The sequence below is a fragment of the Pseudoalteromonas sp. SG44-1 genome (genome assembly GCF_014164315.1).
GTDB classification, from domain to species: domain Bacteria; phylum Pseudomonadota; class Gammaproteobacteria; order Enterobacterales; family Alteromonadaceae; genus Pseudoalteromonas; species Pseudoalteromonas rhizosphaerae.
On the sequence record NZ_JACJEW010000008.1, the window covers coordinates 98016 to 120273 of the forward strand.

The 22258-nt window shown below is 40.5% G+C and carries 19 protein-coding genes; 6 read left to right on the forward strand and 13 right to left on the reverse strand.

Annotated features, from left to right (window positions below):
* The first annotated feature begins 5 nt into the window (after positions 1–5).
* Positions 6–1415 (forward strand): efflux transporter outer membrane subunit, encoded by a 1410-nt coding sequence (locus H5187_RS05820; RefSeq protein WP_182797639.1) that lies wholly within the window; start codon positions 6–8, stop codon positions 1413–1415.
* 137 nt (positions 1416–1552) lie between these two features.
* The gene (locus H5187_RS05825) at positions 1553–2167 is read left to right on the forward strand and encodes a TetR/AcrR family transcriptional regulator (protein ID WP_182717593.1); all 615 of its coding nucleotides are present in this window, start codon (positions 1553–1555) and stop codon (positions 2165–2167) included.
* 91 nt (positions 2168–2258) lie between these two features.
* Here the strand turns inward: H5187_RS05825 and H5187_RS05830 are convergent, their stop codons facing one another.
* The 7 genes from H5187_RS05830 to H5187_RS05860 all read right to left on the reverse strand — a co-directional run bounded on the left by H5187_RS05830 (position 2259) and on the right by H5187_RS05860 (position 8680).
* Entirely contained in the window at positions 2259–2846 is a 588-nt protein-coding gene (locus H5187_RS05830) for a GNAT family N-acetyltransferase (RefSeq protein ID WP_145234394.1), read from the reverse strand.
* A 140-nt stretch (positions 2847–2986) separates the two neighbouring features.
* A complete protein-coding gene (locus H5187_RS05835; protein ID WP_182739505.1) occupies positions 2987–4105 on the reverse strand; it encodes a HupE/UreJ family protein in 1119 nt (372 codons plus the stop codon).
* Positions 4102–5109: a hypothetical protein gene (locus tag H5187_RS05840; RefSeq protein WP_182739506.1), complete on the reverse strand. Its 1008-nt coding sequence runs from the start codon at positions 5107–5109 to the stop codon at positions 4102–4104. The genes H5187_RS05835 and H5187_RS05840 overlap by 4 nt, the downstream gene beginning before the upstream one ends.
* Before the next feature lie 51 nt (positions 5110–5160).
* Complete coding sequence (locus tag H5187_RS05845; RefSeq protein WP_182730771.1) at positions 5161–5676, reverse strand: Ig-like domain-containing protein; 516 nt, start codon at positions 5674–5676, stop codon at positions 5161–5163.
* An 11-nt stretch (positions 5677–5687) separates the two neighbouring features.
* Complete coding sequence (locus H5187_RS05850; RefSeq protein ID WP_182797640.1) at positions 5688–7280, reverse strand: DUF4331 domain-containing protein; 1593 nt, start codon at positions 7278–7280, stop codon at positions 5688–5690.
* A 174-nt stretch (positions 7281–7454) separates the two neighbouring features.
* The gene (locus H5187_RS05855; RefSeq protein ID WP_149979977.1) at positions 7455–8144 is read right to left on the reverse strand and encodes an anti-sigma factor domain-containing protein; all 690 of its coding nucleotides are present in this window, start codon (positions 8142–8144) and stop codon (positions 7455–7457) included.
* Positions 8141–8680 (reverse strand): sigma-70 family RNA polymerase sigma factor, encoded by a 540-nt coding sequence (locus H5187_RS05860; protein ID WP_149980373.1) that lies wholly within the window; start codon positions 8678–8680, stop codon positions 8141–8143. Before H5187_RS05860 ends, H5187_RS05855 begins: the two co-directional genes overlap by 4 nt.
* 363 nt (positions 8681–9043) lie before the next feature.
* On the opposite strand from H5187_RS05860, the gene H5187_RS05865 reads away from it, so the two are divergent.
* Together H5187_RS05865 and H5187_RS05870 are read left to right on the forward strand one after the other, a co-directional pair.
* Positions 9044–10045 (forward strand): branched-chain amino acid aminotransferase, encoded by a 1002-nt coding sequence (locus H5187_RS05865; RefSeq protein WP_182717589.1) that lies wholly within the window; start codon positions 9044–9046, stop codon positions 10043–10045.
* 274 nt (positions 10046–10319) lie between these two features.
* Positions 10320–11945, forward strand: coding sequence for a diacylglycerol kinase family protein (locus H5187_RS05870; protein WP_182717588.1), 1626 nt, complete (start codon positions 10320–10322; stop codon positions 11943–11945).
* A 42-nt stretch (positions 11946–11987) separates the two neighbouring features.
* On the opposite strand, the gene H5187_RS05875 is transcribed toward H5187_RS05870, so the two are convergent.
* Together H5187_RS05875 and H5187_RS05880 are read right to left on the reverse strand one after the other, a co-directional pair.
* On the reverse strand, positions 11988–12254 hold the full coding sequence (locus tag H5187_RS05875) for a VF530 family DNA-binding protein (RefSeq protein ID WP_145234376.1): 267 nt from the start codon (positions 12252–12254) through the stop codon (positions 11988–11990).
* Positions 12255–12319: 65 nt separating this feature from the next.
* The gene (locus H5187_RS05880; protein WP_182717587.1) at positions 12320–12622 is read right to left on the reverse strand and encodes a DUF1496 domain-containing protein; all 303 of its coding nucleotides are present in this window, start codon (positions 12620–12622) and stop codon (positions 12320–12322) included.
* Between the two features lie 181 nt (positions 12623–12803).
* On the opposite strand from H5187_RS05880, the gene H5187_RS05885 reads away from it, so the two are divergent.
* Complete coding sequence (locus H5187_RS05885) at positions 12804–13037, forward strand: TIGR02647 family protein (RefSeq protein WP_145234371.1); 234 nt, start codon at positions 12804–12806, stop codon at positions 13035–13037.
* Positions 13038–13043: 6 nt separating this feature from the next.
* Here H5187_RS05885 and maiA read toward each other — a convergent pair whose 3' ends face one another.
* Together maiA and hmgA are read right to left on the reverse strand one after the other, a co-directional pair.
* Positions 13044–13673: a maleylacetoacetate isomerase gene (gene maiA, locus H5187_RS05890; protein ID WP_182739507.1), complete on the reverse strand. Its 630-nt coding sequence runs from the start codon at positions 13671–13673 to the stop codon at positions 13044–13046.
* 7 nt (positions 13674–13680) lie between these two features.
* Positions 13681–14982 carry a homogentisate 1,2-dioxygenase gene (gene hmgA, locus H5187_RS05895; RefSeq protein WP_182739508.1) on the reverse strand — a complete coding sequence of 434 codons (1302 nt, stop codon included), beginning with the start codon at positions 14980–14982 and terminating at the stop codon, positions 13681–13683.
* 129 nt (positions 14983–15111) lie between these two features.
* Here hmgA and H5187_RS05900 point away from each other — a divergent pair, with 129 nt between their 5' ends.
* A complete protein-coding gene (locus H5187_RS05900) occupies positions 15112–15543 on the forward strand; it encodes a MarR family winged helix-turn-helix transcriptional regulator (RefSeq protein WP_182760769.1) in 432 nt (143 codons plus the stop codon).
* Between the two features lie 63 nt (positions 15544–15606).
* On the opposite strand, the gene H5187_RS05905 is transcribed toward H5187_RS05900, so the two are convergent.
* Complete coding sequence (locus H5187_RS05905; RefSeq protein ID WP_182760768.1) at positions 15607–18795, reverse strand: TonB-dependent receptor; 3189 nt, start codon at positions 18793–18795, stop codon at positions 15607–15609.
* 275 nt (positions 18796–19070) lie between these two features.
* Positions 19071–22247: a TonB-dependent receptor gene (locus H5187_RS05910; RefSeq protein WP_182797641.1), complete on the reverse strand. Its 3177-nt coding sequence runs from the start codon at positions 22245–22247 to the stop codon at positions 19071–19073.
* Positions 22248–22258 lie beyond the last annotated feature (11 nt).

Consider the following 22258-nt stretch of genomic DNA (forward strand, 5'->3'; position numbering starts at 1 on the left):
TCATAATGACATTCAAAACGTTAAGCCTAGCGAGTCTAAGCATATTTGTGCTCAGTGCTTGCCAAATGGCACCTCCGCGTGAAGATATCGTGTTGCCGGTGCCTGATAGCTACGCAATACAGAGCGAACAAGGTAATACGGCTGATTTAAGATGGCAGCAGTTTTTTGCGAATGAAAAGTTGCAACACTTGATTGAACAAACATTAGCTCATAATAAAGACCTTAAACTTGCCGCACTTAATGTGCAGCAAGTTCGTGCGCTTTATCAAATCGAAGACTCTGCCTTATATCCGTCAATCGATTTTGCTGCGTCGGGCACGCGTCAGCGCTTACCGGGAGACTTAACGTCAACCGGTAATGCACAAATTAGCGATAGCTATCAAGCTACCGTGGGGATGACCGCGTATGAGCTCGATATATGGGGCAAAATTCGTAATCAATCTGATCAAGCACTGCAAACTTTGTACGCGTCAGAGCAAACTCAAACGAGTGTAAAAATTAGCTTAATTTCTGAGTTGGTAAGTGTGTGGCTAAATTACGCTGCTGATAAAGAGCAGTTAGCGCTTGCTACGCAAACCCTAAAAAGTCAGCAGGCATCACTGGCGTTAACCGAAAAAACCTATGCACTTGGCGCGGCATCAAAGTTAACGTTGGCACAAATTGAGAGCACTGTAGCCACCGCAAAAGTTGATATTGCTAACTATCAGCGCTTGTTAAAGCGTGATAAAAATGCCCTTGATTTATTAGTCGGTCAGCCGGTTTCAGCGCAGTTGTTACCTGTTGAGAGTTTAGATGAAGTACTAAATTTCCCGACCGTGCCTGTAGGCTTACCATCCGAGTTACTTGAGCAACGTCCTGATATTAAAGCAGCAGAGTTTCAGTTATTAGCTGCTAACGCTAATATCGGTGTTGCGAAGGCGGCATTTTTTCCGAGCATTAGCTTAACGGCTAATGCAGGGAGTGCGTCGAGTGATCTAGATAATTTGTTTTCAAGTGGCACTGGCACTTGGAGCTTTATGCCATCGATCACGATACCGATATTTAATATGGGTCGTAATCAAGCAAACTTAGATGTTGCGCAAACTCAACAACAGATTGCGCTAACTACCTATGAACAAACGATTCAACAGGCATTTAAAGAAGTCTCTGATGCGCTTGCCGATAGGGAAGGCTATATGCAGCAGCTAAGTGCGCTTGAAGATCTGTATAACAGTAATCAAGTGTCGTTTACACTCTCTGAAGCTCGCTTTGAAAAAGGCGCCGATAGCTATTTACAAGTGCTGGATGCACAACGTAATTGGTACAGTGCAGGGCAACAACTCATTAGCGGTAAAAAAGCCTATATTACGAGCCAAATTAGTTTGTATAAAGCGGTTGGAGGCGGTTGGCAACGATCGGCTCAACAGAGTGAATAGCCGCTAGGCTGCACCACTATATAGTTTATCACTAGTTTATTAAGTTCTTTGTGGCAACTGACAAAGTTGATGTAAAAGGGCATATAAGCTAGTGATAATTATTAGGTTAAAGAAAAGCAGCGCTTTTCGGAGTTACTATGAAAGAAAAATCTAAAAGACAAACCGACCCTGCACTTGTGCAAGCACGCCGTGAGCAAGTGCTTAGTGCTGCGGCCGATTGTTTTAGACGAAAAGGCTATCATGGCGCAGGAATGGCCGAGATCTCAAAGACCGCAGGGATGAGCGCAGGACATATTTACAATTACTTTGCTAGTAAAGAAGCGATCATTGAATCGATTATAGAACAGGATATGGAAAAGCTGTTCTCTATTTTTCAGGAGTATGAAGATCAACCTGGTGACTTAGTAACGATTCTACTCGATGGTCTAGACTATGCAGTGGAACATCATACTGATGTAAACCAAGGAGCACTCGATTTAGAGATGTTCGCTGAAGCTGCGCGCAACGATAAAGTGGCAGAGCAGTTGCGAAAGTCTGATTGTTACGCCAGAGAGAAAATGCGAAATCTTTTATTGAGTGAACGCAGTTTGATAAAAGATCTTAGTGCAACTGAACTTGAAAGCCGTATCGAAGTGATGTTTGCAATGATAAATGGGATCACCATACGCAAAACCCTTAATCCACATGTTGATAAAGCCACGCTATTATTAGCGCTTCGCCCGGCAATGCGGGTGTTGCTTATACCGTTCTAATTAGAGCCGAGGCCTTAACCGCAAAGAGGTGTCGTTTAATCCTCTTTGCTGCGTTATTTTGGGGCTTAAAGCGCAAACCTTAAATTATAAGTTAAGTATATTTTAGTTTGTTCAGTAAATGATTCTTCACGGCTGGCCACTCTGATGCAATAATTGAATAAACAACAGTATCGCGAATCGATCCATCTCTTGTTATTTGATGGCTGCGTAAAATACCATCTTGTTTAGCGCCTAGCCTTGCAATTGCCTTTCGCGACTGTTGATTAAAAAAGTGTGTTCTAAACTCAACTGCAATGGCATTGTGAGTATCAAATAAATACTTCAACATCAAAAGTTTACATTCAGTATTTACAGGACTTCTTCGTACAGCCTTGGCATACCATGTGTAGCCTAGTAATGCGCGCTGATGCTGTGCGTCTACGTTATAGAATCGAGTTGTGCCAACTATTTTATGGCTACTATTACACCTTACGGCGAAGGCGCTATTGCCGTTTTTGGCTTCAATAATTGCCCGCTCAACATAACTGTGCATTTGTTCTGGCGAAGGAACATTGGCATACCATAATTTCCAAGACTCTCCATCAAGCACCGCATGTTTTAATTCATCTATATGATGTAAGCTTAACACCTCAAGCGTTATAAAGTGCCCAACCAATGGCATTGGTTTTAACCACTGCATATATTTCCCTTACTCCTAAAACCATTGTTTAATATCTCAACGTTTTGTACATAGAGATGATCCTTTAAGGATTCAATGATAGCAACTTACACAGTGAATTTTACAATTAATTTGTTGATTTCAGCTATAAATCAATACCCTCAAATCCGTTCTATTGACCACTGCACCGCGATGATCGCGATGGCGAGTGAGCCTGCAGGCATCACCCATTTTTGATACCAGTGATAGTTTCTTGCCCAAATAAGGACTGGTAATGTAACTGCTAATATAGCCAGTTGGCCTATCTCTACACCTAAATTAAATGCTAGCACGCTGAGTAATTGATAGTCACTGGATAGCCCTAATTCACCTAATACACTCGCAAAGCCCATGCCATGTAATAAACCAAAGGCGAATGTGACCCAGCCTAAACGCACAACTAATGGCCAAATATTGTTAAGAGCTGCAAACAACACAGATATAGCGATCCCCAGTTCTACCCAGCGACTGTTAGGTGTAACTAATTGTATTGCAGTGGCGGTCAGAGTGATTGAATGCGCCAAAGTAAATGCGGTAACTATCCATGCGGTGTGTTTGAAGATCGTGACTTTTGATTCTACACCTTGCCATTTTGCTGATTTTTTTACTAATACACAGGTAAGCAACAATGCAATTAAAAATAAGATATGGTCAAGTCCGAGCCAAATATGCAGCACTCCTTGGTAAACATATTGATTAAAAGTGGTGAGGTAACTGCTTTTAGTAAAATCAAAAGTTTGAAGGGTATTATTTTTACTCATCACACGAGTTTGATCATTGATAGTGACAATTGCTTTATGATTGGCATCAGTATCGAAAAATGCCTGATAATGAAATGCTATGGCGCTGTGGTTGGTGTCCAGAGCTGGGCAGGATAATTGCAATTGAACAACTACATAGGGTTGATTAAAATGAGTATCAAGCTGCAACGGAGCGTCGCTGGTAAGCGTACATGCTTGCTTGTCCGCTGATGTTACTGTCAGTGAGGTCAGGACAAAATCACTTATGGCGCTATGTTTTGCATTGATCTCATGCCATGCGATAGCCCCATCTTGATTTAAATCAAACGCCACCTGTTGCTCTAAATCGGCAACGTTGATTTGCCAACTACCCGTAAAATGGCTGTCATCGGTTGCGTTTAAATTAATATAGCTGGTACTTAATTGGTGTGCTTGAGCTGTTCCTTGTAACATGAAAAATAAACACAGGTTACAAAAAAACGCAGTTACAAATGCGTTCATAAAGAGGCTCCTTGCGCACGTGTAAGTAATTGCTGATCGGCATCAAGCTTAGCTTGTTGCCAATTTATTTTTGCCCAGTATAGGGCTTTTTCTGGCTGTTTATTGATGTCTAAATAATAGTGAGCTAAATCACTGGCATGAAAACGGTCTTGACGTAATTCACGCAGCGCCACTCTTTGCGCCATTAAATTTTGCCATTGTTTCAGCGAGGTATCGTTGTAGTGTTGCTCTGCAATTGCCAAGCGCAGCAACAAGGCATCTTCTAAATTTTGTTGATCATTTACCAGTGCAGGCAAAGTGTTTAGGACTTTTTGATAATTCCCTTGCGCTAAATAAATATCTGCCCATAACACTACAAGGCTGACGGGGGCTGTTTTTAATGGCAATGACTGGATATGAGCGAGCGCTTCATCGGGTTTATTGAGTCTCAGTGCCATTTCAGCCAATACATGGCGGGTATCATCGCTTTGTTTATTACTTGTAATACTGTTCGCTAAACTTTGATAACTTTGTGCTAATTGACCGTCTTGGCTTAGTACATCAAATGTACAGGTATTAATTACATCCATTGCTGTTAGACCCAAGAGTTTTAAGCATTGTTGTTTAGCGGCTTTAAAGTCACCTTGAACCATTAGCATATTGGCGCGTAATAGATGGGTGTTAACATGGTTAGGATCGCGTTTTAGTACTGCATCGGTGATTGCTAAGGCTGCTGAAAATTGATGTTCACGTTGTAAAACGCGTGCATACATGTAGCCAATTTGTGGTGTGGGAGATTGCGCATAGCGCTGCTGTAACTGGTTTTTTAATAAGCCTTGGCGAAGCTCAGTTTGACCTACTTGTTGGCTATTTATCAGTAACGTCATTAATTCGTCTTGATTAAGGTGTGCGGTATTTATTGCGCGGGCTTTTGCGATGATCTCGTCATCTGCTGGCGTATAAGGTTCAGCCCCTGCATTAACTGAGATCAATAAACAAAGGTAAGTAAAAGCACGGGTGATCATAGCATTCTCCTTAAAAAGGCCATCCATGGCCTGCAAGTATTATTGTGTGATTTAGTTGTTACCTAACAAATCGTCAAATGTGGCATTTTCATCCGCATTTGTGAATGTACGGCCGTTCACACTCAGTGGCTTATCGGTAGCCGCTTGGTTAAATGCTGCACGGCCTAGTTGTGCAAAATCGACTTCAAGTGCTTCAATAGTGATATCAACCATCGCAGTAACTTGGCTGTTTACCCCATCACTGACTGCAAAGGTAAAGCTATCAGAGCCAGTAGTTTCAAGGTTCGGCGTATAGGTGTAACTACCATCACTATTAACCACTACCATGCCTAGCATTGGCTCAGTAACCAGACTGAAGGTAAGAGTATCTCCTTCAGGATCAGAACCTTGTAGCATGTCTTCAATTACAACTTCGGTTTGTGTGGTTACCATATCAGCTGTTGCTGTAGGTGCTTTATTTACCATCGGTGGTATCTCGACGGTGTTATGGTCGTCATCATTGCTACAGCCGCTGAGTGTAAGCGCAGCAAGCAATAACCCAAGATGTGATAATTTAAAATGTTGCATGAGTGTTCTCCTTATTTAGACCCTGCAAGTGGAGTTGCTAGATATGGAAAGCTTGCATCCATCATCGTAGCGTTCACTGGTGCACCATCGGTAAATGGTACGTTACCTACACTGGCATCATCAGATGTACACAGGCCTAAATCAGTATTTGTGCCATTTACTGGAATTGGGTAGCATAAGCGACCCATTACCACACGTAGCGCAATATCAACTACATCATCACCAGGACGACGGCCATTTGGGAAACCGGCTAAATCATCACCAGCAACACCAAATGCTGATTGATCTGCCTGTGCTTTAGCTGCAATTGCTGTGTTTAAACGTAACATTTCAGCACCTGTAACAGTGGCTAATTGATTAACGCCCGGGAAACCAGTTAGAAATGCAGTTACTAAGTCATTACGTGGAAAATTCGTTGGTGCAAGGGTCGCTAGATTTGCCCCTAAGGTGGTATTAACCGCATCTTTAAACAGAATATTTAAAAGCTCTGGTAAAGAAGGGTGGGTAACATAATCAATAAATTGAGCATCGTCTTTAGGCTGTGAACTTGAGAAGGTATCTTTGTCTTTTAAACCAATTACCAACTCATTAACAAGTGGATTACCTAAACGAGATACTTGAGTAAGCGCACCACCGTTTACTGCATTGTTAGCAAATTTAGCATTCGGGTTTAGAATACGCGCCTGCGGTAAGCTTGCTGTAGTCCATGTACCAATAGTGCCGTTGCCATTACCAACTACACAGCTTTTAGGTACTTCGATAGCAATTGCGGTCACATTTTTATCTGCTAAGTCATCATTATCTGCCGATTGTGTAATGCCTCCAGGGAAGCCCGCGCCATCACCTGCGCCCGGCGCACTGTCGCCTTCTACCGGCACATAGTTCACTAAGTCAAAGGTTTTGCCTAGGTTCACTACGAATGGGTCTTTACGTTGGCCAACAAATACTTTTGCCATACCGTCACAGCCTGGGAGCGCTACTTGATATACAAATTGCGCTGCGTAGCTTTTATAACCATCCATTGATGAAAACGTTTTATCGCCAATATAATCAAGTGGCTTGTGGAATTCATTACTGCTGGTCATGGTATTAGTTAGCATGGTTTTGCTACCTGTACGCTGATCACCAGCGATCATCGTCATAGTGTATGATTCGCTAAAGTTAACTGCGGCATTATTGCCAGCTGCAACACCACCAACATTTTTGAGTGGTACAGCAACAGTACGTTGGTTGCCTTCAGGGCCAACGGTTAATGCAACACCTTGATTGTCATTAGGCAGCATACTTTTGAAGTTAAAGGCGAAGCTAATATCTTCAATCGCATCGCCATCGTTATCAATATGGATGCTGTAGGTTGCATCAGGATCCATGGCAAAATAGTTAGGTCCGCCATAGCCATCTTGCAATGGAATATAGTTTGCAATCAGGGTGACATAATCACCACGGCCTTGTTCATAACTGTTAAATGCATAAAAATCTGTTGAATCTAAAGTCGGGAAGCGACTGATATTTGGAGCTTCACGGTGACTTGACGCCTCTGATGGGACGCTTACTAAGGTACTACATACTACAACTGCTAATATTGAGGGAGTTAAAGCTTTCATGACTTTGTCCTTTAGTTTTAGATAGTGGTCACTACTAATACGCAAAGCAATTACCATTGGATGCAATAAAAAGTAAAAAATATTAATGAAATGTATATTTAAAATTACCTCGTTGAATTTAATGGAATAAAAAACCAGCTTTTGCTGGCTTTTTATTGCGTGTTGTTGGTTTACTTACAGTAAAATTAACTCAGTTGTGTAAAGTACTTCGGTGGGAGAGCCTGTTGGTGAGCCTCCAATAGGTTCTAAACTTATGGCAAGTAATGCGATATCTTGCGCGTTGAAACGTGAGTCTTTTAATAGCGATTTAACGCCATCTTTTGGTAAAAGGCCCAACGAAATAGGTGCATCTTGACCTTTTAATATCATCCACAGTTCATAATCCTTATCAGTTCTGGCGGTCAATTTGTCGCTGGCTTTTATTGATAAACCTTGTTCGTTGATATCGATAAACCATAATGGTTTTTCGCTGGCATCTTTAAACAGCGCAATTTGCTGAGTGTTTTGCCCGACAGGCGTTTGTGGCTGCCAAATAATCAAAGCTAATACGATACTTGCTGCGGTAGCAATTAACGACCACGCTTGCCAAATACTTGTTTTAGGTTGAATAACATTGTTTGGTACCACTGCTTGCTGTGGGTCAATACGCTGTGAAATTGCTTCCCAAACGTGGCTATCTGGCGGCACAGATTTGATTGAGCTGGCTAAATTATTTAAATGTTGCTCCCACATCCAGGTTGCTTCTCGAACACGATTTGATGAGAGCATTAAACGTTGAAAGCGTTTACGAGCAGAGCCTTTTAAGGTCCCTAACACGTATTCAGCCGCCAACATATCGATGAGTTTTTGATTGTCATAATTCATAACGTTAAGCACCTTTGCAACTGTTGCAGGCCGCGTCTGATCCAGCTTTTTACTGTGCCAAGCGGAGTATCAATATGATCAACTAACTCACTGTGAGTCAAGCCTTTGTAGTAGGCTAAGTGGATCGCTTGTTTTTGCTGTTCATCTAGTTGCTCTATACAATCAACGAGTTTACTTTTATCTTCGTAATCAATAGCTAAAGGTGAGTCAGTTAAATCATCTGAGATTGCAGAGTCGTCATCTAAGGATTGCTCTTTACGCACTTTGTGATAGCGCAAAGAGTCTAAGCTACGATAACGAACAATGCTGATCATCCAGCTGATCACTGTGCCTTTGGTTACTTGATAATCAGATGCATTGTGCCAAATTTTCACAAATGCATCTTGCAGCGCTTCTTCGGCATGAGCACGATTGCTTAACATTTTTAAGCTGATCGCAAACAGCTTTGCGCTTGTGGCATTATACAATTTAGCAAATGCCTGTTTATTGCCCTGCGCGGTTGCACTTAGTAGAGGTAATAATTCGTCGGTTTCCATAGAGTTCCTATTATTATTGTCAGTTAGTAAACGTATGATGATGTAAAATGGATGCAAAAAACCAACTAAATGATGGGTGCTTATCATTATTTTCATGCTTTTCCACCAGTTAGCCTAGCAGTAAAATACGGCTTATCAAGTTGCGGCGATCAGTTTTATATCTGAGACTGCAGTCCTACATTCATCGTTTAGAGAGCTGGAAATGACGCCGCAAAGCAGAATAATAGGACCTACCAAAGTTAAATACTGACGAAATTGCAAAAAATCCTGTTACTTCCAATAAATGCCTTGTTTTAGTTATGGTTAAACAGTGCATGAATGTCATACAATGGGGTAAAAGTAGACCACATAAGAGAGATTAAAATGGCCGCATTCGGTACCGTATTTATGCCGCAGATGATTCAAGCACGTTTTACTGATAACGCTTGGAGCGAAAGCTCTGTTGTTCCGTCAGATAAAATTGAACTTCATGCTGGTGCACATGTTCTTCACTATTCAAGTACATGTTTTGAGGGGTTAAAAGCATTTCGCCATGAAGACGGCTCAGTCTATATTTTCCGCATGGACGCTAACATTGCCCGCATGAAACAAAGCTCGCATTTATTAAGCTTACCTGAAGTTGATGGAGCCAAGCTTGAAAAAATGATCATTGATATTGTCCGCCAGTATGCTGATGAAACGCCGTTACCACCGGGCTCTATGTATATTCGTCCAACTCATATCGGTACTGAAGCTGCCATTGGTAAAGCGGCTGTGCCGTCATTAAGTTCATTATTGTATGTGCTATTATCACCTGTGGGTGATTACTTTGCTGGTGGCGCGACTGCGCTGCGAGTATTACTAGAAGAAGATGGTATGCGCTGTGCCCCGCACATGGGTATGATCAAAAGTGGTGGTAACTACGCTAGTGCATTAGCACCCATTACGGCAGCACGCTTGCAACATCAAGCCGACCAAATTCTATTCTGCCCAGGCGGTGATGTACAAGAAACTGGTGCCGCAAACTTTATTTTAATTGATGGTAATGAAATTATTACTAAAGCGCTAGATAGCACCTTTTTACATGGCGTGACGCGCAGCAGTATTTTAACCATAGCTAAAGATTTAGGTATGACAGTATCCGAGCGCAATTTTACAGTCACTGAATTACTTGAGCGTGCTGCAAAACCGGGTACTGAAGCTGCTTTATCTGGCACTGCTGCGGTATTAACCCCAGTGGGTACTTTTATTCATAATGATAAAGAATACAAAGTGGGCAGTGGTGAAGCAGGGCCAACGACAATGCGTTTGCGCCAAGCCCTTAACGATATTCAATGGGGTAAAGCACCAGACACCCATGGCTGGTTAACCAAAATCGACGTGTAAAGTTAAACGATATGTTTTTATAAAAAGCCTAGGTTATTTATAACCTAGGCTTTTTTATGGTCTAAATTATTTAATAATCTATACTTTCAACTGTGTAAGTTAGCTGCAAAGGTGTGTAAAAATAACGTATGTAAACACAGGAAGTATCACTAAACTAATCAGTTGATATCTTAATGCTATGAAATATATATGAATATTTATTTCTGTGAAATTTTATTAGTGGCGCATAGATTGCATTTCTGTTTGGGTATAACTAACGACAAAAGGAGCGTTTATGTGGGCCGCAATAAGTTACTTATTACTGGCAATTGTATTTATCATTATGGGGTGGCAGGTTAGTCCTAGCTATTTTTCGCTGCTATTCTATTGGACGGCTTTATCTCTATTACTGGTAAGCGGTGCCTATTTTTTTAATATTGCAAAAATTTTTCGTAAACGAGAAAACGGTGTTATCCCGTTTTACATTCGTTGGGCTTTCATACCTTTTTTATTGGGGGCACAAGTTTATAACGCGTGGAGCCGAAAGCACGATAAAGTACCGCCATTACAACAAATTAACGAACACTTATTTTTAGCCTGTCGCTTATTCCCTTCAGATATAGATACTTTAAAAGATAACGGTATTACCGCGATTTTAGATGTAACCTGTGAATTTGATGGACTTGAATGGTCATCAACACAAGAAAACATAAACTATTTAAATATCCCAGTGCTTGATCATCGAGTCCCAACACGTTCGCAGCTTAATCAAGCGATTAACTGGATTGCCCATCATATTAAAGATAATCGTCGTGTGGTGGTGCATTGTGCGTTGGGTCGTGGTCGTTCAGTGTTTGTGATGGCGGCTTATTTACTCAGTCAAAATAAGGAGGCTGATGTACATCAAGTGCTTGCGCAAATAAAAGAAACACGCGAAACCGCTAATTTAAATAAACACCAACTGCGTCAACTAGTTAAACGCCATAAAAAGGGTGAGTTATTAATCAAAAATAAAGCGGTATTAATTGCTAATCCAGTTTCCGGCACTAAGTTATGGCAGCAAAAAGAGCATTTAATTGTTGCGCGTTTATCTGCTTATTATAACTTAAAAGTGATGATCACATCAGTCGAGCAAAATGGGATTGTGTTGGCCAAACAAGCGATAGCTGATAAACCAGATATGATCATCGCCTGCGGCGGCGATGGCACAGTGGCAGAAGTGGCAAGTGTTTTGGTAAACACAGACTGTAAATTAGGTATTATCCCATTTGGCACGGCCAATGCTCTAGCACATGTGTTAATGGGAATTAAGTCAAAGTTGATCCCTGTGGAAGTAGCATGTGATTTGATTATTGAAGGGCAAACCAAGCAAATGGATACAGCATATTGCAATGGTGAGTTGATGTTGTTGTTAGCAGGGATTGGCTTTGAACAACACATGATTGAAAAAGCCGATCGGGATACTAAAAATGAGCTTGGTCAGTTCGCATATTTACAGGGCTTCTGGCAAGCTTTGGGTGAACAAAAAGCCCAAGATTTCACCGTACAGCTAGATGATAACGAGCCGCAGCAAATACATACCAATAGTTTAATTGTCGCTAATGCTGCACCTTTTACTACTTTACTAGCGCAAGGTGGGGGACAGCCAGATCATTACGATGGCTTGCTCGATGTTAATTGGCTCACTCCAAACCAAGACGCATCAGCCAATGTATTAAGTATTGCTGAGCTGGTATTTAGCAGTATTACCCAAGCACATTTTGCGATTAATTCACATCATACCAATGCGCGCCGCGTTGCAATATCGGCGACTCAGGAAATAAAATATGTACTTGATGGTGAAGTTAAAAGTGCTGATAAATTGATCATTGAAATTACTCCGCAATCACTGGCGGTGATCTGTGCAGAGCAGGTCGAGTAACTGAACTTGTTGCGCGTTATAAGCTATAACGCGCAATGGCTGTTACTTCTTTTTAATACTAGGCCACACAAAACCGCTGTTTTGCGGTTGTGCATCGACACAGTTATCGAGGTATAACTGCTCGACCTTGGTACGCGCCCAAGGTGTTTTACGTAAAAATTTAAGGCTCGATTTTACACTTGGGTCAGATTTAAAACAGCGAATATCAACATGCTCACCCATTGCTTTCCAGCCAAGTGTTTGCTCGAGTTTTACTACTATTTGTTCGAGTGTAATGCCATGTAACGGGTTGTTTGCTTGCTGATTCATAAGTCACTATTGCTTGATAAAAGTCGCTGCTATTGTAACGTAACTGTGCGTTGATACCAATTCTATTAATTAACGCGAATTGTTTTAGGGGCGGTTGGGTAAATAATTTCATTTTGCTCGTTGAGCATTAACCAATTTAACGCGCTATTATTGTGATGAGGGTTTTTTGCTGCACAGATCACCCGCACATTAGCCATTAAAATAATCGCACCTTCACTGTAGCGTTGATCTTCAAACCAACAGAGTTGCTGCTCGCTAACTTTATTTTTTGCGTCAAGAAACAAGGCTGGTTTTTGATTATTACTGAAACTATTAGCCGAGTAAATTACACTGATAAAACAGATGCCTATAATCGTTATAATTCGCATATTTAGCCTTTGCATTAAAAAATAACTACACTAAGCTTATACCTAAGTTACCCCAAAATACTAGTTTCAGTTGCAATTAAATGCGTTTAAACCAGCCCACTTAGGGTTTTAGGGTGACTTGGCCATAAAATGTGTTAGGGTAAAATCCACAAAAATAATTTTCTAAAGACAAGGTGAACACATGCAATTTAAACAAACGATGATTGACGAATTTACACTGTTAGCAAAATTTCCATTAACCAGTAAAATGCAAGGTATTAAGTTACATAGTGATGCTGATGAAAGCTTATTAAGCGCGGCACAACGATTGTTTGATAAAGGTATTATAGATAGCCCAGATGGCGGTTACTTAACCGATCTGGGCTTAGATCTGATAGAGCACGTAACCGTGCTACACAGTGCGTTGGGTAATTAAAAAATATCAGGCTGCATCCGGTTGGTTTTGTGGTGCAGCATCAATAAATGCATCAAGCTTGTTACAACGTTCATAAATGGCTGCTATTTTCGGATACGCAGTCATATCGACGTTAAAACGATAAGCATTAAATACTTGCGGCACTAAACACACATCAGCAAGGCTAGGTTTATCACCCACACAATATTCATTTGTATGATCAAGTAGCTGTTCAATTTTTTCAAAACCAACCTCTACCCAATGACGATACCAGGTATTTTTGATTGCATCGTCAGCACCAAGTTCACCACTTAAATATTTCAGTACCCGTAGGTTATCAATAGGATGAATATCGCAGGCAATGGCATAACATAAATTACGGATCTGGGCTTTTTGCCAGGCATCACCAAATAATAGTGGTGTGTCGGGGTGTGTTTCTTCAAGGTATTCTAAAATTGCCATCGATTGTGCGAGTACACCGTCATTGGTTTCCAGCGCAGGTAATAACCCTTGCGGGTTTTTATCTAGGTATTCAGGTGCTTGTTGCTCAGATTTTAGTAAGTTAACAGTTACTAACTCATGCTTAATATTTTTTAAATTAAGCGCAATACGAACGCGATATGCGGCAGATGAACGAAAATATGTATAAAGTTTCATGGTTCAATTATCCTTGTGGGCCACTGTAGTGTTTTTTAATAGTTCGCCAGCAATCAGTGTAGTTAGGTTGGCGCTCTTTGCCTTCTAATGCGTATTTTGTTGGTGAAATAACGTAACGTGATTCAAACATAAACGCGAGGGTATTTTCGTAGCGTTGCGGTTCAAGCTCTGCGTTAGAGGCCTTTTCAAATACATCAGCTTCTGGGCCATGCGGTGACATACAATTATGTAAACTCATGCCTCCTGGTACAAAGCCGTGCTCTTTGGCGTCGTACACGCCTTCAATTAAGCCCATAAATTCACTCATAATATTGCGGTGATAATAGGGTGGGCGAAAAGTGTTTTCTGCCACCATCCAGCGTGGAGGAAAAATTGCAAAATCAATATTAGCAACACCTTCTGTGCCTGACGGGGATGTCAGTACTGTGAAGATAGACGGATCAGGATGATCAAAGCTCACTGTATTCATTACATTAAAACGTGCTAAATCATATTTATAGGGAGCGCTGTTGCCCGTCCAGGCTACAACATCTAAAGGGGAGTGGCCTATATCACAGCGGAACATATTACCGTTGAACTTAGCAACCAACTCAAACTCACCTTCTTTATCTTCAAAGGCAGCAACAGGGTATTGAAAATCTCGGTCGTTAGCGTAGCCGTTGGCTCCCACTGGGCCACGCTCAGCTAACACATAAGCATGACCATAATTTTCACAGATATAACCACGAGCAGTATCACAGAGCAAAACGACTTGGAATTTAATGCCACGCGGGATCACTGCGATTTCACCCGCTTTAACCGTTAAATTACCACATTCTGTTTTCAGCAGTAACTGACCTTGCTGAGGCACAAATAACATTTCGCCGTCGGCATTATAAAAATAACGATCAGTCATTGATTTATTCGCTACATAAACATGGATGCCAATTCCTGTTTGGCCATTGGCGCTGCCGTTTGCAGCCATAGTGATCAAACCATCAATGAAATCGGTTGGCGTAGTTGGAATATCAATTGGATCCCAACGAAGCATCGTAGGTGGAGTCGGGACTTCGGTAATTGGAGCGGTGCGAATTAAACCGTTATCAATTGCGCTGTAATCACTTTGGACAACCGATGGGCGAATACGGTACATCCAAGTGCGGCGGTTATCAGCACGCGGCGCGGTAAATGCGGTGGTACTAAATTGTTCAGCGTATAAATCGTATTTTACTTTTTGCGGGCTAAATTGCCCAATAGGCAATGCGCCAGGCAGAGCTTCGGTTTCAAACTCATTGCCAAATCCTGTCATATATTTTAATTCGCTGGTCATCACTCGACTCCTTTATGTTTTACTGTAAGATACTCTCAAGTGAGACTAAATTCAAACATCATGCTTTTTGCCACTGTACATATTTATGGACACTTAAACATGATTGTAAATTAACAGGACATAGCCGCCATGGCTCTCGATTTAGAGACATTTTTACCTTATCGTCTGGCTAACTTAGCCAGTAAAATGAGTGAACAGTTTGCACCCGTGTATCAACAGCAAAGTGATTTAAGCATTCCTCAGTGGCGTATTTTGTTTAATTTAGCCCAGTTTGGACAAAGCAACGCAAAAGCATTGTGTGAGCAAGCTGCAATGGATAAATCCACTGTATCACGGGCAATTAAGGCATTGATAGATAAGCACTATGTAGAGAGTTTAATCGATCCGGCAGATAAACGCGCCAGCTTGTTAGCGTTGAGTGAGCAAGGGTTGGGCTTGTATCAGCAGTTAGCCCCAGCTGCTTTAGCGTGGGAGAAGAATCTGTTGGATGTTTTAACTCAAGCCGAGTATCAAACCTTGCTTAGTTGTTTAGATAAGTTAACTAGTAAATTAGATGAATAAAACAAAAAGCCCATCAAAAGATGGGCTTTAAAATTAATTTAATTTGTAAGTTACCTTAGCAAATTAGAACGTGTAACGAACACCTACACGCATTTCCCATAAAGAGGCATTGCGTTGTATTGACTGCTCTGCACTGCGTGCACTGAAGTTTGAGTAAACGTATTGACCTTGGTCATTGACGTTCACTTCAACCATTTTATTACCAACGAAAGAACCTTTCTTCAATACACCCCAATCATCGTTCAACATATTAGTTAAGTTATCGATAACGAAGAATGCTTCACCTTTATGACCGTCCATAAAGCCTGGGATTTCTTGAGTAAGTTTGAAGTTAAATTTAACAAACCAATCAGAGTTTTGCGCATTTCGAGAAGAAATTTCACCACGTTTCAAACCTTCAGAAGCGATAAAGTCGTTAAACTCGTTAATTTCATCAGCGCTCATGTTGTAAACAACATTAGGATCGTTTTCTAGTGGTACATATAGCAATTGACGTGCGCCATTAGAGTTTCTATCGCCAAACTGGATATCACCTGCATTTGTGTTTCTATTGCTCTTATAAGTAAAGCTATATGGTAAACCTTTATAAGCTTCACCAAATAGGTTAAAGCGGGTGTTATAACCATTGAAGAACTCATGATTATAAGCAAGGTTTAATGTAAAGCGATGTGGAATTTCGTAATCTGATGTAGCTACTCCAGGATTTCCTGGGTTAGTTGTTGCTAAGTTACCGTAGTTTGAGCTAGCAACAGAGCTGGTCATTGGATTTACGTCGTTAGCATCAGTATAAGCATAAGAGAATTGTACTGAGATACCGCTATCGAATGACTTACTTACTGCTGCGGATATGATCGACGAATCACCACTGTCACCATTTACATTAGTTAGTAATAGTTCGCCACTACGATATTTACCAGGGTTTAATGGATCTTCCTTTCTTTCATAGATAGGGCGTCCATCGAAAGTAGTATCACCAGAATCTTGTAAAGCAATATCTACAAGCGTAGCAGCATCACGTTTTTTGGTATACAAATAATCCAAAGCAAACACGTAATCGTTTTCAGTTGTGTAAGTTGCTCCTAAAGAGTACTTCCACTCAGATGGGATTTCAAAGTTAGGATCAACTGCGTTTGCAGTTGCATCACCAGAACCAATTTCAGTGTTTGCAACTTTATCAAACATATCTTGTGGAACTTCATAACCTGGAGTGCCACTATTTACATTTGGCGTATCAAATAAGTCAACTAGAGTAACTTCGTCATCACCAGAGCCAACTTTATAAGAGTTACTGATATCGCTAATGTAAGTACCAATATTGGTAATACCATCATTAGAGTATGAGTTAGATAGCCATACATTTGGGTTACCGCCTGAGAACAAGCCAACCCCCGCACGCACTTCTAATGCATCAGTTGCATACCATTCAAAGCCAACACGCGGTTGAATTAAATCAATACCATCAAAAGTTGACTGGTTGCTATAGCCATAGCGATTAGTAAAGTTCTGATTAAGTGTTGGTTTATCATCACTTGAATAGCTGTCGTAACGAAGACCAAATGTTAGAGAAGCATCGATATCTGAGAAGCTGTATTCATCTTGGACATAAAATGTATTTTGTGAATAAGCAAAGTTAGCTGCGGCATCATCAGGGTTATTCGTGCTTGCAGAGTTATTATAATAAACTGCATTAGCTATACCATTTCTATACGCATCAATTGATGCAAAACGCCACTCACCTTCAGTGTGTTGTACGAATTGGTTAAATACTTCTAGCTTTTCATACTCAAAACCAGCTGTAATTGTATGTTGGTTAAGGTAGTAAGTACCGGCAAACTTAGCTGTAGTAGTATCGTAGTTTAAGTCATTTGATTGACGAGAATCATCTGGGCCTACGTATACAGTTGCATTATCAGTGCTGATTTGGAACTCACCGAAACTACTTGCTGCATCTAAAGATTCAACTCGTGCGTCTAGTTCTGATTTACCTAAACGGATTTCTGAAGAGAAGTTATCATTCCAGTCAGAGTATAAAGAAGCAACGATTGATGTAAACTCGGCGCCTTGCTCATAAAAATGGCTATCAAAAGCGAGTTCATCACCATCAGCATCTGATTGTGACAATGTAAATCCATCGTTATAGTTATAGATAAGGTTTGCACGGTGATTGTCGTTAATGTTCCAATCTAGTTTTACTAAGATTTTTTCATCTTCAACTGGTGAACTAGATGGTGTAGCGCCTGCATCATAGCCATATACATCTTTAGTAATTTGTTTAATTTGCTCAATTTCATCAGAAGAAACTAACGATGAGTAATTAAATTGTTGTACACCTTCAAGTTTTTCATAAGAGGTAAACAAGAATAGTTTATCGTTAATTAATGGTAAGCCAACATTAAAGCCGTAACGCTTTTCGCTGAAATCGCCATTATCAACTTTATCACCTTCAATTTTGTCGCCTTTCATCGAATCGTTAGTGTAATCGTAGAAAACTCCACCGTGGATTTCGTTACCACCAGACTTGGTAACGGCATTAATGTTACATGATGTGAAGCCACCGTACTGAACGTCAAATGGCGCTAACTCTACCGCAACTTGCTCGATTGAATCGAAAGAGAAAGGTGCACGAACAGTTGGGTAACCATTTGAGCTAAGACCGAAGTTATCGTTCATACGAACGCCGTCAAGCGTTAAGCTGTTAAAGCGTGGGTTACCACCACCACAGTTGATTGTGCCACGGCTGTCATCGATAGCAACACGTGGGTCGATTCGAATAATATCTCTTAGATCACGGTTAATTGCAGGTTGGTTTTCAAGGTCCGTAAGAGTAAATGTTGAAGCCGGACCTGTACCACCTGACATTGTGCTAATAGCACGGCCAGTGACTACAATTTGTTCTATACTCGATTGTGGTTCAAGCGTTACGTTTACTGGGTAATCAGCACCTACTTGCAAGTTGATGTTATTAAATGATTGGTCAGCAAATACATCTGAATCAACAACAACACTGTAAGGACCGCCAACACGAAGACCTTTCGCGGTGAAGTAACCAGCATCGTTTGTTTCAGTTTCTTTTGTTGAACCTGATGGAACGTGAACGATAGTAATTTTTGTGCCTGCAGCAGGGTTACCATTAGGTCCCTTGATCTGACCTTTAATTGCAGAGGTCGTTTCATTTGCAAACGCTGCGCCACTTACGCCAACACAAGCTGCGATAGCAAGTGAAAGTGCTGTTTTGCGGAGTTGAATTTTCATTATTTATTTCCCGTGTAAGGTGTAATATTTTTTAGTTTTGGTATTAATTTGCTCGGATTTTCCAAGCAGCTAAATTGTACCCTATTATTTCATTACAAATAAGTTACATTGCACATAAATTTGTAATAAAAGTAGTTTAGAACAAAATTGCGGTTTTTCGAGCAATTTAGTACCCATGGGTCAATTTACTCATTAAATATGACAAAAGTATGAAACCCAGTGCTTTATGCATAAAAAAACCCGCTAAAAGCGGGTTTTACATAGAGTTTTAAAAATTAGAACTTGTAGCTGATACCAATCTTAGCTTGCCATGTTGATGAGCTCGTTATTTGGCTATAGTTTCTTACATCAGCTCCACCAAAGCTATTATCAATAATATAGCGTCCTTGGTCATCAAGACCACCAAAATCATAAATAGATTGGTCTGAATAGCCCAAGCTTTTTTCTATACCCCAATCGCTATTAAGTAGGTTAGCGAAATTATCAATCATAAGGTATAGCTCGCCACTATGGCCGTTAGCAAAGCCAGGGATTTCTTGTTTAATGCTGATGTCCATGGTGGTAACCCAAGGCTGCGTTCCAGTATTTTTACCGATAATGCCGCCACGTTGAGAGATACCTGCGCGATCTAAACGCTCTGCTAATTGTGCCCAATTCATTTCAGAATCAGCCCAATTGACATTCGCATCATCAGCACCCGTTGGAATATAGGCCAAATAAGCACTGCTACTAAATAAAGAACTTGTGTCACCTAAGTGAGCATCTTTATGCATATTCATTGTATAACTAAATGGACGACCAGAATGGCGTTCAAAATACATATTAAATTTAGTCGCATAACCGGCAATAAATTCAGCATTGTAGCCTAAGTTAATTTTGAAACTATGCTCAACTTCATAAAAGCCACGTGCTGCCACATCTTGATTACGATTAGCAGTAATATTGTGCTTATAGTTACCTTCGGCTTGCGACGCTGATCCAACAGAAGACTCAGTAACATCTTGATGAGCATAACTTGCAGAAACAAATAAACCGTTATCCCATTCTTTAGCAATACCAGTAGAGATAATGATAGAGCGACCATCGTCGGTTGAATTAGTCATTGCAATATCAACATTATCTTTCAATGCACCACTGTAGATGGTTTCATTAATTACACGCTCGCCGTCAGCCGCTAAACCGATAGGACGGATAGAGGTATTATGCCATACAGCTTCATTTTCTTTTTTGTGGTAAGCAATTTCGGCCTGCCATTTAAAGCCATTACCTAATAGTTCAGAATCAAATTCATATTCAAAGCCAACTTGAGCGCGAATACTTGAAGGTAACTTGAAATCAGGATCAATGTAAGCAGTACTTCCTGCGCCTTGCTCTAACGAATTTTTAATAACATCAGGGACCTGAGTGATATCTGCTGGGTTATTTTGGTAGTAGTCGTTTATTACACTATTTGGTGCAGAAACGAGGGTAATACCATCTTTTTGAAATGAGTTGTTATACCAGACATTTGGAATACCGCCTTGGAAACGACCAATTCCACCGTTAATAGTTAATGCTTCAGTTGCATAATATTTAAAGCCAACGCGAGGTAGAATAATATCTAAACCATCAAGGTTCTCTTGATTACTAAAACCATAGGTGCTTAGAAAGCTTTCATTAAGAGTCGGTTTATCATCAGATGATAAGCGCTCATAGCGAAGGCCAGCTGTCACTTCTAAGTCATCATTTAAGTAAAAGGTATCTTCAATATATAAAGCTAATTGACTACGTGTTGCATCATAGGCGGTATCTGCTGAATTATTAGTGTACGCATTTTGATAAGAGAAGTCATAAGCACCTACTTCGCGGTTAGCAAAATTTTCTAGACTAGTGAATTTCCATGTACCTAATGAGTTTTCAGCAAACAAGTTATATAAACGAAGTGACTCATATTGAGCACCAAAGTTAATTTCATGCTCGTCCATTAGATAAGTTGCATCAAGTGTCAGTGTTAAGTTTTCAGTTTCAGATTTGTTAGCATGGCGTTTTTTATCAGTACCAAAATTAAAGTTAGGGCCCTTTCTGCCATTTTCTTCTACGGTAATGCTACCTAAGTTTGAGCGAGTAATACTGTCAGAGGTCACATCTTTATAGGCAATACCAATCTCTGTTGAAAAGTCTTCAGTCCAATCAGAATAAAGTTTAGTGGCAAAATTATTAAACTTAGTAACATATGCATATGTATTTGATTTTAAGACTACTCTATTTCCACCTTTACTCTCATTTTTCTCAGCTTGATCGTCTTGCCATTGATATGTGAAATCTAGGCGATGCTCATCACTGGCATTCCAGCTAAGTTTAACTAATAAATTTTTGTTGGTGTCTTCAGGCGCGCCTGCTAATGAATCGGTTAAACCATATTCGTCATTTAAAATAGCAATAAAGCGATTGTAGCTGTCTTCGGTTATTTTAAATTCATTTGCAGCACCAGAATCCTTAAAGCCATAATCTAAATCCTGCTCACTTGACCACTGTGCGTAGTTTACAAAGTAAAATAGTTCATCTTTAATAACTGCGCCACCGACATTAAAACCAAAACGTTGTTCAGTTTGAATCGGTTTTACTTTATTCGTTGAATAAGTTTTATAACCGGCTTTATCAGTATCTTCTTCTTTAATTGTTTGAACATCGCCGGCCATATCAGGTGTAGATGTTTCATAGAAACCTGAAAATTTGAATTCATTAGTACCAGACTTCGTTACGGCGTTTATTGTACCGCCGCCAAAGTTACCTTTAGAAGCTGAAAAAGGCGATACGTCAACTGAAACTTGCTCTATTGCGTCAAGTGAAACAGGAGGTTGAGACGTCGGGTAGCCACCAAAATTTAAACCAAAGTCATCGTTTTGACCGATACCATCAACAGTTAGACCGTTAGTACGAGGGTTGCTCCCCGCAAAAGTTAACTCGCCATTACCATTGATACTTGCTAAAGGATTTAGACGGGCAATATCTTTAATGTCACGGTTAAAGCTTGGCATGTTATTGATTGTATCTTCGCCAAAGGTACTGCTTGAACCACCAGATTGCTGAATAATTTTATAGCCTGATACTTCAATTTTTTCGATGTTAGCTGCTTGAAGCTGAGAATTAAGACGATATGTATCGCCCAGTTCTAAATATATATTTTCAAGCATGGTATCGGTAAATTGGTCTGAATCAATAAACACAGTGTAAGGGCCGCCAACACGTAAACCATTGGCAATAAAGGTACCGCTTTCATTGGTTGTTAATTCGCTTACAGTGCCAGTTGGTTGGTGAATAACTTTAATTTTCACATTTGCAGCTGCAGTGCCAGAAGGTGTAGTAATTTTACCACGCATAGCGGATGAGGTATCTGCTGCCATTACGCTTGTAGAAACACCTAAGGCTAGGATCACAGCCCCAGTTAATTTCGAAAGGCGAAGCTTATTCATTTTGTTGATTC